The organism is Porphyromonas sp. COT-052 OH4946, from assembly GCF_000765965.1.
GTDB lineage: Bacteria > Bacteroidota > Bacteroidia > Bacteroidales > Porphyromonadaceae > Porphyromonas > Porphyromonas gulae.
Genome location: NZ_JQZY01000009.1, coordinates 523,491 through 539,113 on the forward strand (window position 1 = coordinate 523,491; position 15,623 = coordinate 539,113).

General features: G+C 39.4%; 13 protein-coding genes, 1 tRNA gene and 1 pseudogene. 6 read left to right on the forward strand and 9 right to left on the reverse strand.

Going from position 1 to position 15,623, the window contains the following annotated elements; genetic code table 11:
- Nucleotides 1-442 precede the first annotated feature (442 nt).
- From HQ50_RS04625 to HQ50_RS04640, 4 genes are all read left to right on the forward strand, one after another.
- Nucleotides 443-2,455, forward strand: coding sequence for an AAA family ATPase (locus HQ50_RS04625; protein WP_036848655.1), 2,013 nt, complete (start codon nt 443-445; stop codon nt 2,453-2,455).
- Nucleotides 2,449-3,036 (forward strand): hypothetical protein, encoded by a 588-nt coding sequence (locus HQ50_RS04630; RefSeq protein WP_039428556.1) that lies wholly within the window; start codon nt 2,449-2,451, stop codon nt 3,034-3,036. The genes HQ50_RS04625 and HQ50_RS04630 overlap by 7 nt, the downstream gene beginning before the upstream one ends.
- A gap of 6 nt (nt 3,037-3,042) precedes the next feature.
- Nucleotides 3,043-4,161: a hypothetical protein gene (locus HQ50_RS04635; protein WP_039428559.1), complete on the forward strand. Its 1,119-nt coding sequence runs from the start codon at nt 3,043-3,045 to the stop codon at nt 4,159-4,161.
- A 63-nt stretch (nt 4,162-4,224) separates the two neighbouring features.
- Nucleotides 4,225-5,466, forward strand: coding sequence for a DNA modification methylase (locus tag HQ50_RS04640; protein WP_235317930.1), 1,242 nt, complete (start codon nt 4,225-4,227; stop codon nt 5,464-5,466).
- 835 nt (nt 5,467-6,301) lie between these two features.
- On the opposite strand, the gene HQ50_RS04645 is transcribed toward HQ50_RS04640, so the two are convergent.
- The gene (locus HQ50_RS04645) at nt 6,302-6,730 is read right to left on the reverse strand and encodes a DUF3408 domain-containing protein (protein WP_036848641.1); all 429 of its coding nucleotides are present in this window, start codon (nt 6,728-6,730) and stop codon (nt 6,302-6,304) included.
- Between the two features lie 652 nt (nt 6,731-7,382).
- On the opposite strand from HQ50_RS04645, the gene mobA reads away from it, so the two are divergent.
- Both mobA and HQ50_RS04660 read left to right on the forward strand, forming a co-directional pair.
- On the forward strand, nt 7,383-7,799 hold the full coding sequence (gene mobA, locus HQ50_RS04655) for a conjugal transfer protein MobA (RefSeq protein ID WP_036848634.1): 417 nt from the start codon (nt 7,383-7,385) through the stop codon (nt 7,797-7,799).
- 166 nt (nt 7,800-7,965) lie between these two features.
- A pseudogene (locus tag HQ50_RS04660) lies at nt 7,966-8,910 on the forward strand (IS5 family transposase).
- Between the two features lie 179 nt (nt 8,911-9,089).
- Here the strand turns inward: HQ50_RS04660 and HQ50_RS04665 are convergent.
- The 8 genes from HQ50_RS04665 to HQ50_RS04700 all read right to left on the reverse strand — a co-directional run bounded on the left by HQ50_RS04665 (nt 9,090) and on the right by HQ50_RS04700 (nt 15,494).
- Nucleotides 9,090-9,416 carry an RteC domain-containing protein gene (locus HQ50_RS04665; RefSeq protein ID WP_039428563.1) on the reverse strand — a complete coding sequence of 109 codons (327 nt, stop codon included), beginning with the start codon at nt 9,414-9,416 and terminating at the stop codon, nt 9,090-9,092.
- Nucleotides 9,417-9,438: 22 nt separating this feature from the next.
- The gene (locus tag HQ50_RS04670; RefSeq protein ID WP_039428567.1) at nt 9,439-9,690 is read right to left on the reverse strand and encodes a hypothetical protein; all 252 of its coding nucleotides are present in this window, start codon (nt 9,688-9,690) and stop codon (nt 9,439-9,441) included.
- A 12-nt stretch (nt 9,691-9,702) separates the two neighbouring features.
- On the reverse strand, nt 9,703-11,064 hold the full coding sequence (locus tag HQ50_RS04675) for an MATE family efflux transporter (protein ID WP_039428570.1): 1,362 nt from the start codon (nt 11,062-11,064) through the stop codon (nt 9,703-9,705).
- Nucleotides 11,065-11,160: 96 nt separating this feature from the next.
- Complete coding sequence (locus tag HQ50_RS04680; RefSeq protein WP_039428572.1) at nt 11,161-12,009, reverse strand: AraC family transcriptional regulator; 849 nt, start codon at nt 12,007-12,009, stop codon at nt 11,161-11,163.
- Nucleotides 12,010-12,011: 2 nt separating this feature from the next.
- A complete protein-coding gene (locus HQ50_RS04685; RefSeq protein ID WP_039428575.1) occupies nt 12,012-12,803 on the reverse strand; it encodes a nucleotidyl transferase AbiEii/AbiGii toxin family protein in 792 nt (263 codons plus the stop codon).
- Nucleotides 12,800-13,600: a type IV toxin-antitoxin system AbiEi family antitoxin gene (locus HQ50_RS04690; RefSeq protein ID WP_052074895.1), complete on the reverse strand. Its 801-nt coding sequence runs from the start codon at nt 13,598-13,600 to the stop codon at nt 12,800-12,802. Before HQ50_RS04690 ends, HQ50_RS04685 begins: the two co-directional genes overlap by 4 nt.
- A 340-nt stretch (nt 13,601-13,940) precedes the next feature.
- Nucleotides 13,941-15,179 (reverse strand): site-specific integrase, encoded by a 1,239-nt coding sequence (locus tag HQ50_RS04695; protein ID WP_039428578.1) that lies wholly within the window; start codon nt 15,177-15,179, stop codon nt 13,941-13,943.
- 242 nt (nt 15,180-15,421) lie between these two features.
- Nucleotides 15,422-15,494: transfer RNA gene (locus HQ50_RS04700), tRNA-Phe, on the reverse strand.
- Between the last annotated feature and the right edge of the window lie 129 nt (nt 15,495-15,623).

The following is a 15,623-nucleotide window of genomic DNA, read 5'->3' on the forward strand; positions in this document are numbered from 1 at the left end:
TAGAGAGAAAGTGTGGCGAGCTATGTGGTTGTTTTCAATAATAAAGATGCCACTCATGTATGTTGGAGGGAGTGGCAATGTCTTTTCACATGGCAAGACATTGCGATTTGTCTTTTCCTTTGAAAATGAATAGCTTACGGGGGTTTAATCTTGGCAGGCAACGATTTAGGAACGAGCTAAATTCTATATTCTATCTTGTTTTTCATTAAATCAAAAGAACACCTTTATGACTGCATAATGTATAAAAAAATCGCGAGGTACCTACATTAGTATAACGAAATACGTCCTAGAGTCCAATAACATACTTTTTTGTCAGTTGAAGAAAAACTTTTTCTATAATATCTGTGTATTCTCGCGTATTTGGTGTACCTTCGTGTGGTAAATTGGGTGTATTGGGCGTGTATAATGCCTGTATATCACATATGACTGAACTTAAAATATTATGAGTAGGCAAATATATCTACCAGAGTTGTTAAGTATAAACATTAAGAATTATACTTTATATCCTAATGGCTTGGATTACACCTTTGATTTTGTCAAAGGTGTAAATCTTGTGTTAGGCGGTAATGGTATGGGAAAAACAACTTTTGTCAATATTATTAGGTTTGCCATTCTTGGTTTATATAAAAAGCCTTTTGGATACACCCGTACTTACCAAGGGAATATTATAGAAAAACGCCAATTGTTTCCACAAAAGTATTTCAGCAATCGTATGGACGACAGTGTTCACACGGACGCTTCTCCTACCGTATCGATTAGCATGAAGATAAACAATGTCACAGTTGAATTGACGAGAGATTTATCTTCAATAACTTTGACCCAGCTAAAGGTTAATGGAACTGAAGTATCTGGGACCTTAGTCAATCAATTCAGCTACGAAAAATTATCGGATGCTGCAAAAGCTGATACGCTACCTTATAAATATGAGGAAATCATAAAGGTCAACACAAATCTGGAATTCGACGATTTAATTTTTTTTGTAAATGAAGTCCTTTTTTTTGGAGAAGACCACAAGACAATTCTTTGGAACGATGGCGACTTCTTTCCGGATGTACAAAGCGAACTGTTCAACAAATATTTTAACGATCCAGATCTTGACAAGAAACGGCAAGAGGCTATCAGAAAAGCTAAATATTTTGACAGTTTGTCTCGCCATAGTTCAGAAGATATGAGAGCCATCAATAAGGTTTTGAGCAAAATGAAGGACGCTCCAGTAACAGGCCACTCAATAACCAATAAGGAAAATACAGCACTTATTCTTATCGATTTGAAGGGGAGGCTTGTGGAAATGGATGCCAAACTGGCAGCCATACAAAAAGAACGTGCTTCGAAGAGTCAGGATATATCATTATTGCAGAATGATATCAATAAAATTAGCTTATCTACAAACGATATAGACAAGGAGTTAAAACAAATAGAGGATAAACTAAACAGCCATATATGGGAAACCCTTCACCCCTCATATCATGTTTTCATAAAGAATATTCAGCTGAACCGCATCTGTCCGATGTGCAATCAGCCGAATGATGACTTGGTTGCGAAAGTTACAAATGAACAAAATAACTGTTTCGCATGCAGTACTCCGATTAATACAAACACTGAGGCAGACATAATACTGAGAAAGCACTTTGATGAAATAAGCACACATAGAAAAACTTTGTATCAATCCATCAATAGCAAAAAACAAACGATACAAAATATTGAGCAGCAAATTATTAAATTAGACTCCGAGTTTTCCAAGATTGAATTGGAAAGAAGAACAATTCAGCAAAAAGTCAGGGAACTTGAGTATGAAAATGCCATGTCTGATAACAGTCAAAATTCCATTCAACCATTCTTGGATGAGGTAAATCGTCTGACACAACAAAAGGAGGCATACCAAAAACAACGTGACGAGCAGTATGATATAGTAACGTCCATCTCAAATGAGATAGAAGATGTCATAACAGCAAATGTTCATGTATTCTCTTCAATTTTTGCTCAATATGCAGGAAAGTTTTTAGGTGTATCTTGCGAACTGACATACATCAAACAGGCTGGAGATACCAACAAACGCTTTTATCCGGTTATTGACGGGAAAGTACGGTTTTACGAAGAAGAAATGTCGGAGTCACAACGATTCTTTGTAGACCATTCCTTCAGAATGAGTATTCTTACATTCTTCTATAGGACTCCATCTTTCTATATAGTTGAGACTCCTGATAGTAGTTTGGATATATCATACGAAAGGAATGCAGCAAGTGTATTTACTGAATTTCTCAAAAAGCCCAACTCATTAATTATAACATCAAATCTGAACAATAGTTTGTTCATAGAACATTTATTGAATCAGAAAGACATTGAACTTGGAATCGTTGGTTTATTGGAGATAGCAAAACAATCTACCATACAAAACACGAATGAGCAGTTAAAATCAATCTATCAACATATTAAAACCAGATTGGAATCATGTTAGAAAAGAATTTGATAAGAGCAAATGAAGATATAGTAACCGTCACAATCATAGCCAAAAGTATGGGTTGGGGGGCAGTTTCGGAACAATCTTTCCATCGGATATTGTATTTGGTCCAAATTCTCTATTCATTCAAACATGAAGGAGAAAACATATTCTCATATTACCATTTTACAGTAACGACTTTTGGCCCATATTCAGATTTGATACAACGAAGTTTAGTCTTTTTGAAAAGCCCTTCTATATTGCGTGAAGAAGAAGGAGGTTTGATTTTAAACTCTGAGAAAAAGTTTCCTTTGAATAAAGATAAAGTCGAATGGTTGAAGACTGTGATGTATATGTTAGGCAAGTACGGCGAGAAAAGGCTGTTTGGCTTTATTGTAAATGACCCTTCCTATGAGAATGCCACACAGACCAACAATATAGATGGCATTGATACTTCATCGCCTGATAGCGAAACTCTTAAAGTTCTGAAAGATTTCAAGGTGGCATTTGAACAGTCTATTGAAGACACATCGGCTATTAGTGATGAGAAATACATTGAACTGTATTTTGAATACATTTTTAGTGAAATCATAAAGTAGCAGGTTATGAAAAAAAGATTCAGCCAAAATACGAACTTTAAGGATTTGCTAAAACGAAATCAAAATGCAATAGTCAAAGCAGCATTGAACGGTTTAGAAGAGGATGAGAATTTTAAGCTAATTCTGTCCCTCATAAAAGCAATGTGCGATAAATATGAGGATAACAGTTTTAAATATATTGTCATATCAGAAGAAGATTTAAAGAATCTCACAAGTAATGCAGACAGTGCGATCGAACTGTTGTTTACTGCCCCATCGTTTATTCAGAATCGTCACATTATCATTGATTCTAATTTCAAGATTAAAGAAGTCAATAACGACCTGCACAATAATAACAATGAAACAAGACGTATGTTTACACAAATGTCAAAGGATGATGGTGTTGTTATATTCATGGTGTCACCAGAAGGCATTATTAATTATTTTGTCAACGGCCGCGATGGTGGAGATTCTATTTTTTACGAAAGTTCTACTTTGCATTCATTCATCAGCAAAAAGCCTATTTCTGAATTGAAGAACGTATTAGAAGAATATCGAAAGCGATTGAAAATCAGAGATACTTATTCTAAATTTTTTGTAGAAAAAAGTCATTTAAGATCTCTAAGAACCGATTTAAAATCAGTACTTAGTGAAGAACAGTTTATCAAAGCCAATAAGCAATTACTAAGGAATACCCCAGAAGATTGTTTCAGAGACGACCTACGTCTGTATTTGAAAGAAAAACTCAACATCTTCTTTGTACCCAAAGAAGGCATGCTGGAAAATTTAAAGAGGTTAGACATTGTTATGCTTGATGAAGATGGTCAGGGGCTATACTTTATAGAAGTCAAGTGGGTAGGTACCAGCATTCACCCCTTAGGTAAAAAAATAGGTATAACATACGATGCTAAACCGCGTATCGTGCCCGACGCATTCAAACAATCCACGGCATACATAAATGAGCTATTAACTGAAAACATCGATATAAAATTAGGATATTTAGCTGTGTTTGATGCTAGGAATGAAGACCTCCCCGACACAGGAAAAGAGATGTCTATCGACCTGATACCTGAAGAACACAGGACTGCATATAGCAGGCACATCAAATTAGATGATTTTAGGGTAATAAACGAACATCCAAATTAATTGCTGACACCTATGTACAGAGACTACAAATTCATAGATTGCACAGAAAAATACCATTCAGTTATGCAATTTGACAAAAACAAGAATGTTTTTGTACATCGGTGGTATCCTTTTGTAGAAGGATATTCTAAAGAATTCATTGAAGACATCTTAGGAGAATTACCTTTCGTACCAACCTGCGCATTAGAACCCTTCTGTGGTAGCGGAACAACTCCTGTAGAACTGCAGAACCACGGCATAAAGTGCTATTCCTTTGAGGTCAGTCCTTTCATGCATCTCCTATCAATAGTCAAATTAGTTAGAAAGTATAATGTGGACACCTTTGAACATTATGTTAAGGCTGTAACAAAGAAACTATCCTATACAAACCGGAATATACGCAGAATAGAATCATTACCTTTTGGTGATACGATTGTAAAAAGGGATCAGAGTAAGAAATGGAATTTTCACGCCCCTGCTATAGATGGTATCCTTGATATAAGACATGCCATTAGAACGATTGTTGACAATGATGATTATAAGAATTTATTTACAATCGCATTGGCTTCAATCATCATTCAAGCAAGCAATATGTTTCGTAATGGTAAGTGCTTGTCGTACAAGAAAGGATGGGAAACTAGAATCTTTAGTAGAAAAGAGATTCATAATTTTTTTCTAGACAAATTAAATTCAATTTTTGCAGAAGATATTAGAATTATATCCAAACAGAATCCATCTGTACATAATTCTGAGATATGCTATTTAGGCGATGTTAGAAAGCATATAGACCAAGTGCCCGATGGGAAAGTAGACCTAATTATAACATCACCTCCATATCTCAATTCTAGAGATTACACGGATATTTATATGTTAGAGCTAAAAGTTTTACAACTAATCAACTCTCATGAAGAACTTCGTGAATTGCGTAAACACACATTGCGTTCTCATGTTCAAATACCTTATGATAAAACACATCCGATAGAAAATGAAAGGCTTAGAAATAGCCTTTTAGAGATGTCAAATAAAGAATTAAACACATGGAATTCAGATATCACTAATATGATATGCGCCTATTTTGAAGATATACAATTTTTATTTTCAGAATTTGCCAAAAAGATGCACAAAGGTGGAGTCATATATTTCAATGTGGCTAATTCCGCTTATTATGGAGTTGAAATCCCAGTTGATTACATCATTGCTGATATAGCGGAATCTTGTGGATTTAAAGTCCGTGAAATAAGAAAAGCTCGGGATTTAAAAACTAGTCCTCAGCAGAGTGATAAAATTGGAAAACTTAGAGAAAGTGTAATAATTATTGACTACTAATGATTTTCTTCCAAGTTTATATTCAAATGACTTGGAAGTAAAGTTGACAATCTTTACATAGGTCTTATCATTGATTCCATAAATGAGATATCTTCTTTGGTTAGATGTATTTTACATAGAGTTATTCATCTATTTCATGTCTGTTTTTACTCTAATCAATACCACCTGATGAAATATATTTTATTTTTTTGTACTCTCCCAAACGATTCGGTATTTTTCTTAGATTTACCAAATACAGAGGGATGATTTAGCTACATATATTCTACAGATGGGATACGATATTTTTTGTAATTTAAAGCCTATTGCAAAGGTAGTCCTACCTATAGAGAAAGACGAAACTTTCTCTGTTTTTCTTCCCCAAAAGCCGTTTATGTAAAAATATTTTATAGCTTTTGCCATATATTCACATTGTCACAGTCATCTTACATGTGAAGACTGCGCTTTTTTGCTCTATCCTCTTCGACGTTATCCTCTAAGTTCAGATTTATGTTTTCGTATCGGTTCATTCATTCTCGTTTTCTTCGGCAAAGGTAGTTTCGGAGAACTGCGGGCAACAAGCTCAAGCGACAGACAAGCCGTTAGGGCAACAATCTCCACACTTCCATTTTATTACAGGCCGTATCTTGCCCTAAACCTTATTGCCCTTGACTCCTACCTCTTTATTGCCTCGAAACGAAAACGACCGACCCGACGGAAATACGCAAAAATGTCGATAACGCGAGGGCAGAGAAAAAGAAAAATGGAAACTCAACTCCCTCTTCTCTAGAATCCGCATAAAATCAAAACATCCGATTGGTCATTATTGAAGAGTAGCAGGATGTTGGCGAAAGGCGACTTACAATAGCTTCTTGAATTTCATCTCTGCCAATCTATTGATTTCATCCTTGTAGGTTTCAAGATGATGCAGGATGATGTTTTCCACATAGATGCCGATGGTCATATCTCTATTCCTCATCGACATGACTATCTCCGCCAATGTATCTTGCAACTCTTTGGCAATATAGATAGTCTTGCGATTTTTCAAAGTGTTACGGCAGATGAAAATCGACTCATAATCGCCCTTGTCGGACTTTCTCCTTTCTCTTCTTGGGACTCTTGAAAAATCCTTTGACATTGGCTCGTCATTTGGACGTTCCGATTCAACACACTGCTCTTCTGATTGAAAGCGTTTCATCTCACTCTCTTTTCTTTTCATGGGAATACCCTGTGAAATAAGTTCTCGGATGGTAACGGGATCTACCTTGCCGTTTTGATTCTCTGTCATACTTACTTAATTTTATTTTATACAATTCACTGTTCAGTTCGTTGCCAATACATTTATCAATGAAGATGAATACGTCCGCTATCACCCTTTTTGTGGAGATGTTCATTGGTGTCCATCAATACAATCGTTCGATTGCATCTGCTTTCGCACATTCCCACGTTCGAGTGAAAGAATCAAGGATATGCTCTTTGATATACACCCTCGCCTATATCGCTCATCGAAAAATGATGTTATCGAAGACACATACCATTACCAACATATTCGACAGTGCAAATATATGGCTCGGTGATGCTGTAATCAGCGTGATTTTCTTTAGTGCGTACTTGTGGCTTTGATTTGGTTATTTGTGGCTTCGTTTCACTCAATGGCTTTGGATACAAGAGATAGTAACTTTGCAGCGAGCGATAAGTCGGTATTTCATGGCTCTGAAAATATACATTTCAAGAAGATAAAGCACCGTCTTTCTGGGAGGATTTATTTGCGTCCGTGCAAATAGCAAGGTATGTTTTATGCAGCACGACTCCGTTTTTGCAGCATAAAACCCTTGCTCCCCGAGAGAGCTGAAGAACTCCGAAGTCGTTTTTCTTGAAAGAGAAAATGTCATGTTTTGAATACTGCTTATGCCGTGAAACACTAAAATCCAAAGTAAGAAATGAAAATGAAGAAAATTCGGAGCGCACGCTCCAAAGAAAAGACAGAAAAGCGTGTCTCGGTCAATTTCACACCGACGGAATACGCTCATTTCCTCACGATGAAAGAGGAAAGCGGTGTACCAAGTCTGTCACTATTCATCAAGGCAAGAATCTTTAATGAGACTTTTCGGGTGATAAAAGTGGATCGTTCGTTGCTTGACTATTATCAAAAGCTGACGACTTTGTATGGACAATTCCGCAGTGTGGGAGTCAATTACAACCAGACAGTAGTTGCAATGAAGAGCAACTTTACAGAGAAGAAAGCCTTTGCCATGCTCGCAAAGTTGGAGAAACTGACACTTGAATTAGCAATAATCGGAGGTGAAATCGTGCAACTGACTCGTGAATTTCAAGAGAAATGGCAACATCGACAATAGCCTTTTACTGTGTATTGTTATTCCTTAATGAAAAAAAATCAGGCTTCCCTTTTACTTTAGGGAGCCCTTTGCACGGCAATTGGCCTGCTTTTTACCTGTTAATTTGCTGTATAATAGGGTGTTATTTATCATGTTTGAGTATTAAAACCAGAATAATATTCTTCCCATGGCATACCAATCCAAGAACACCGATGAGCATGTAACATTTGCAGACGCACTCCTTTCAAAGCGTTATCGCAAGGCACAAAACGACTTCCTCAATCAAGCACCATCAGTCGATTTCGTTCGGCACTGACCGAGCTGGGCCTGATGGACAAACTGTTGGTGCAGTTTAATAAGCAACTTTCCCTGCATCACATTTCGATAAGGGAAGGGGTGCTTGTCGATGCAAGCCTTGTGCAGACGCCATATAAACCCAATGGAAGCATTACGATTGAAGTCGCAGACGACAGGGAAGACAATCGGAGCGAGCAGGAAAAAGAGGCGGAGGAGGATTATNTATAAACCCAATGGAAGCATTACGATTGAAGTCGCAGACGACAGGGAAGACAATCGGAGCGAGCAGGAAAAAGAGGCGGAGGAGGATTATCAAAAACAGCTTGTCCGTCAGCGTAAAGGGACGGATGCAGAAGCACGTTGGGTGTACAAACAAAAGTGTTATCACTATGGATACAAAAAGCATTGTTTGACCAATGTTCAAGGCATTGTTCAAAGGGTGATAACGACTGCAGCGAACCGCAGTGATACGAAGGAGCTTATTCCGCTATTGGAGAGTATAAACATTCCACAAGGCACAGCCATCCTGGCGGACAAAGGATATGCTTCTCGAGAAAATCGTTCGTACCTGCAAACACATCACCTTCAAGATGGCATTATGCACAAGGCACAACGCAACAGGGCATTGACCGAGCAAGAGAAGCAGCGAAACAAAGCAATCAGTCCGATACGGACTACCATCGAACGCACCTTTGGCAGTATTCGTCGGTGGTTTCATGGCGGACGATGTCACTACCGGGGGCTTGCAAAGACCCATACCCAAAACATTCTTGAGAGCATCGCCTTTAACCTATACAGAACACCGGAGATAATTATGTCCTCGTGTGTAGGATGAGACATAATTACCCTTGCGGAGCTCGTTTTTGTAGCTCCGCAAGGGTGATTTACAAGCCCTTTTATCCCCCTTGCCTCCTCCCAAATTCTTCACTCCTTTTATCCGAAGAATGCCTCTTGCCTACATCTCCTTATTTTTCAAAGGTCTCTTAGGAAGCCTTATTAACCTTTTGCATGCGATTACCGTTTCTTGAATTTTCCGCCTTTCAGGTCGCTCTCTACCATACGTTTATTGAGCTTCTCACGAAGTTCATCGAGAAAGTAGGTGCGGCTGTCATCCTTACGGCGTTTCATATTCATATAGACGTTGTAGCAGTTCCTGATTTCTACCCCGAAGATTTCAGAAAGGACATCTGCCAGTTCCTCTACACCTATTTCTCCGTTGTTAATACAATCGCAGGTGTCGAAAGCATAAAGGAGTTCAACTAAATCTGTTGCTTTGCCTGTCCAACAGAGTTTCTTGGCTGGCTTGACGGACAAAGCAGGAAGGAGCCCCTGCATTCGCATCTTCACTAATTCCAGCTCCGTGTCAATGACAAAGAGCAGTTTCTTTACATTTTTTCCCCTCTCCGTCCATCAGATACACCGCTTGCAAAGTTTGTAAACGAAAACGAGTATAGCGGAGAATACGGAACAAAGAGATGGCATCGTCTTCAGCATCACATAGGGCAATAATCCTCAGAATAAAGTTGTCTGACGCTTTTTGTATCTGTCCTTTTGTAGAGCATAAAGAGATTATTGTCTTAAAGTCTTCCGTTTGAGTAAGTCTTAGCATAATCATATCTTTTATGGTTCAACATTGCAGATTCTCTGTTATGAGATGTGATTTATGACCTATCTCCTTATGAATTTGGATGGCGAAGAACAGTGTCATCAAAGTTGCAAAGACGTCGGCGACAGGCTGGGCATAGAGTACTCCGTTCAATCCCCAATACGATGGAAGCAGCAATATGGCAGGGATAAAAAACAGACCTTGCCGTCCGATATTGAGTAAAAGGCTTTGCCTTGCCTGTCCGATTGCCATATATAGTGTGGAATACACAAATTGAAAACCGAAAGTGAAGAACATAATCGTATTGGCTCGAAGGGCTATCCTTGCGATTCCCTGCATTGTTTCGTCTTTGCCGAAACAACTGATGACAGGAGAGGTAAATACCATTATGAGTATGCTCCAAAGCACACAAAACGAGGTTGTAAGTATCAGGGAACAGCGCACCGCTTCCTTTAATCGTTGGAAATTGCCCGCTCCGTAGTTATAGCCTGCCATCGGTTGCAGTCCTTTGACAAACCCGAAGACCACGTTTGTTCCCAATGTGACGATTTTCAGGACGATACCCACAGCCGCGACAGCCTCTGCGCCATATTTCACGGCGGCTCTCTGCAACAGACTGATGGAGAGAGTTTGGAGCAATTGTAGAAAGAGCATCGAGATGCCTATCTTGATGATGTCCGCATACATTCTTATCGTGGGAGCGAACAGGGCAAACGACACTTTTACCTCTGCTTTCGAGAGGAAGAAGCGAATATAAATGATTGTCGTAATGATTCTTGAAAGGATGGTTGCCCACGCCGCACCTTCTACACCCCAATTGAAAACATAGATAAACAAAGGGTCTAATGCGACATTAATAACAGAGCCGATGATCATTGCCGATGCAGATGTTTTTGAAGCCCCCTGAGAAACGATAATATTGGACATCGACACATTCAATGTTCCTATGACACAACTGACGATGAACAGTCTGCCATATGCTTCTGCTAAATTCATCATTTCCTCGTTTGCCCCCATGAAAAGTAGAATTTCTGCCAGAAACGCATTGCATACAAGGGCTATGAGAGCAGCCAGAATCACGGAAGTAATCACCGAGACCGAAGCGACCTGACCTGCTTTGACAATCTGCTTCGCGCCCAACAAGCGAGATATATACACTCCGCCTCCTACACCAAACATCAGCCCTATCCCGAGAAACAACAGCGATAAAGGGAAAACAACCGATACGGCAGCGACAGGAAGGGTTCCCAAACGTGCAACCCAGAAAGTATCTACCACATTGTATATTGCCATAATCAGCATTGCGATGACAATAGGTATCCCCAATTTTGTTAGGGCTTTCATCATACTTCCTTCTTGCAAAATATTCACAGCGTTGTTCATCCTTATAATCTGTATCTTCTTAAGTAAATAAATTCCGCTGCAAAGGTACAGTGGGATACAGGTCGTCACAATAGACAAACAACGGTGATAATAGCACTATTCGTGGTAATTCTTTCTGAAAAGTGTTGGAGAAACACCTGCAACCTTGGTAAATAGTCGTGTGAAGTAGGAATAATCGTCAAATCCCAAACCTTGTGCTATCTCTTTCACAGAAGCTGTTGTATAGACTAATTGTCGCTTAGCCTGCAAGATGATTTCATCCTGAATATTCTGACTTACACTCGTTCCCAAAACAGCATTTATCGCTTCATTCAGGTAGGCAACCGTTATATTCAAACGCTTGGCATAGAACGAAGGAGCACGGTTCGTTCGGATATTGCTTTCTAACAAATCTCGAAACTCCCACGCAATTTCCTTATATCTGCTTATATTCTCCTTCTGTTCAGATTGAGCCTCTGTCGCACCTGCAACATCCCTTACAACCACCCCCACTATTACGGTTGTTAATCGTTGAATGATCGGTTTTGAAAATGAATTTTCGGTGCAATTAAGTCTGCGAGCAAGAATTGATAATAACTGTTTCAGTTCTGATATGTCAAATATTTGGATTTCTTGGCGACCATACCGCTCCAATAGTTGTTTTTCTTCCTTGTTTACCAATACCGAGTCGATAGTCAGAAAAATTGCAGACAGACTGTAAGCATCAATGATGCGATGTACCTGTCCCGGACGAATGATTGCAAGACTCCCCTTTTCAAAAGTACATTCCTTAAAATCTATATTTAAGCGACATCGTCCCTCCTCTATGAAACCAAAGAAATAATAGTCGTCAGTATGAGAAAAGGCATATCTGTCTGAAGATACTGATGTTTTAGATATAATCGTTTTCAGATAGACTCCAAAATCTGTGAGTTGTGAACTTCTATGGATTGGTAACTGGGGCATGTTTAAATATTTTCCACCAAGATTTCCCCAACGAACTCCCAAGCTTCCTCTATACAGTAGGATATTCCCGGACGGATGATGGCATACATGTCGGTGATGAATTCATTGTCTTTCAACTTGGTTTCCATATTGGCAAGGAACTGTTTGCGTGTGGGAGGCAGCTCCACTACAAATGCCATATATTGACGATAGCACTCCAATATTTTCGTTGCATTCGTATCATTATTCTTCATCGCCCAATAGAGATCGAAGAGGTCGCGCCCCTTACGGCGTTGATACAATGCCCGAAGTTTTGTTCCGAGCAGTTCTTCCAACTCATAGCAAGTTAAATCACATTTTCCTCTAAACCATGAATTGGTTACTTGAAAAGGAATCTGTTTCAGTCCCAATACACTGAAATGCTCACGGGTGTTGATTTCTATTTTCAGCCGCAGGTCGATGACAGGAGGAAACTCCGATTCAAAGCGATAAATGACAGTATTGTTATGGATATGCTGCTTGACTGTTCGTTTCGTTCCCAAGAATGCGAGCCGTTCACGTATTTCCTTCAATATCGGGTTAATCGGAGCCGGCTTTATCTGTACCAAGTCGATGTCTTCCGAATAGCGCACCTGTGGTTGTATGTAGAGTTTGTGCAGAGCCGTTCCTCCACGAAACGCCAAAGTCTCCCTGATGAGTGGCGAGGAGAACATTTCCACTAGTGCACGACTAATAACCAAATCCTGTTCCACTTGTGCCTCGTTCGTCCAAGGGGCTACGGATTTCCATTCGAGGATATATCGTTGAGGTATCATAATACGTCTGTTTCTATTTCATCGTTTACAATGACTTGCCATTTTTCGTCCAAGGTGCCATGCTTCTCTGCCGAAAGGGAAAGATGCTGGGGATATACAGTCCGCTTGGCAAGGACGGAAGACAAGCCCTTTGTCAGGTCTTCTTTTCCCAGCAACCTCTCAAAGATGTAGCCCAAACGCTGTATGATAGCCGTAGGGTAATAGATTGCAGTATGACGCAAAGAGGATTTGCGGATACATTCAGACAATTCATCGATGATGCCGACAGCCCGTGACAATCCGAAAGTACGTTGGTTTTCCACAAGGTCGAGCATTGTCGCCTCCGGAGTAGATACATTCACATACCCCGTTCGGGTCTTCATCTGTGTAACACAAGAGTTATCCCATTCTTTTTTTATGTTGAAAGCGATATGCAACCTGTCGTTCTCTATGTTTCTGACAGGAGGCATACTTGTGGTAACAAAAAAACGCATCGGTTGCTGATGGGCAGCCCCGTGAAGTGCGGCAGCCGACAGAAGAGAGACGTAATAATCTCTTTCTATGTACTTCATCAAGTCATTGATATACATAAGAGGCGGGACGTTTTTTTGCAGGGAAAACTCCGGAGTGATAATGACGTAAAAGCCTCGTCTGATAAGTGCAATCTCTCCATTTCTTACCAAACGGGATAAGGATACCTGTGCGATTTTTCTGCCATATCCGCTTTGCTTCATCACCTCCTCAATGGTAAACGAAATTCGCCCCACCGACAAGACCTGCCTGATAAAATCACCATAAGAGAATACTTTTTCTGTCATTTCCTTATTCTTTAATAGTAGCTGTAATGGCTACTATTTGCAAAGATAGACTACTCAAAAGAAAAGCCCAAAGAATTAAGTAAAAAAAAGCTCCATACAGTCTCTTTTGGGATTCAAACGAATTGTCTTTAGTTTACTATCCGAAGCTCCTAAGCTTTTTCTTGATTACTCCTAAGCTTTCGCTCGAAAGCTTAGGAGCTTTTATTTACAGAGTAGAGACGTTAATTCTCCCCTCTTTCTATGAGTGTTCTATTTCGGGAATTGCAACAAAGATAGGATATAGCAACACCAGCTATTCCTCCAGTACATCAAATTGCGTTTCGCTTTTTCTCCAAATGGCTCAAGAAAGTGATTTCTTGGATAAAGCAAGGGCAACATTTCTCATATCTTTCATTATACTTCTATCAAGGACTTTGGCATAATGTTGCGTCATTTTGATGTTGGAGTGACCGAGCATTTTCGCCACATTCTCAATGCTAACACCATTTGCCAAACAAACAGAGGTAGCATAGCTATGTCTTGCGGTATGCGTGGTTAATTTCTTCTGAATGTTACATAAGTCGGCTATTTCTTTCAGATAACTGTTCATCTTCTGATTACAGGGTACAGGAAGAAGTGTTCCCTTCTTGTGACGGAATGGATGGTTCTCATACTTCTTTAATATTTCCTGTGGTATATCCAACAAGGGAATATTGCACATATTTTTGGTTTTTTGTCGAGGTTTACGAATCCAAAGGTTTCCGTTATCATCTCGCACAAGATGTTCGGGAGATAATTGTTGCACATCAATAAAGGCAAGTCCGGTAAAGGCTGCGAAAATAAAGATGTCACGGACAAGTACAATTCGTTCTACGGTAAATTCTTTTTGGTAAATAGTTTTCAGCTCTTCCAGTGTAAGAAACTCTCGGATAACCTCTTTCTCATGGAATTTTATTCCGATAAAAGGGTCTTTTGTAATCCATTCGTTGGCAAGTGCAAGGTTGGTTATCTTTTTCAGACATTTCATGTAGCGGATAACCGTGTTTTGTTTGCATTCCTTCTCTGTCTTCAGATAAAATTCAAAGGCACGAACAAACTCTCCATTGATTTCAGTCAATAGAAGATCATCTTTATTGTATCTCCTTTGGATCAATTCCGCCAAGTAACGTTTGCACGTTTCATAACGCCGAACAGTAATCAAAGTATAATCCTTACCTATAAGAGCTCGACATTGATCATTGTGTTCCTGTATCGTAGCAAGGAGAGTTTTGGGTTGTTCTTTCAGAATATCTAAGCCGAAGAATTTTTCTTGAAGAATACGAGCACTTATTGTGCTCCCTTGTTCTTCTAACTCGGTAAAGATAGAGTGTAACTTGATTTTTGCTTCTTCTATGTAGCTATTCAATTCGTTGGCTTTACGACTTTTACCACGTACACACTCTTTGGCTTGGTTCCAAGAACTCGGATCGACACTTTTTCGGATATTAGTTTCGACACGTTGTCCATCAACGGTAATTCTCATGCAAACCGAGGCTTCTCCGTTTTTGAGCAGTTTTGTCTTCTTGATAAAGAAGAGCACATTGAATGAAATCCTTCTCATTTCGATACGTTTTTAGTTGATACAAAATTCGGAAATCACTCACGAGTTATCGGTACGCAAATCACTGCATATCAGTGGTAAAGAAACTTTTTCGGTGGAGATTTCATTCTGCTGTTTTTGCTCCACCTTTTGCTCCACCAAAATCGGTAATATTCTGCTATATTTTGCGTAAGTGGGAAAAATAAAAACTCCCGACTTCGCTTAGAAATCAGGAGTTTACGTCGTTTTGCTTTTCTTCAAAGTGGTGCCACCAGGAATCGAACCGGGGACACAAGGATTTTCAGTCCTTTGCTCTACCAACTGAGCTATGGCACCTTGTCTCTTGACGGGTGCAAAGATGAGCGTTTTATTTGATACCACCAAATTTTGGCACTGTTTTTTTCTTTCCCGATGCGGTATCAAGCATGATGTTACGATAAATTTAGGATTAAGACTACGAAAGGG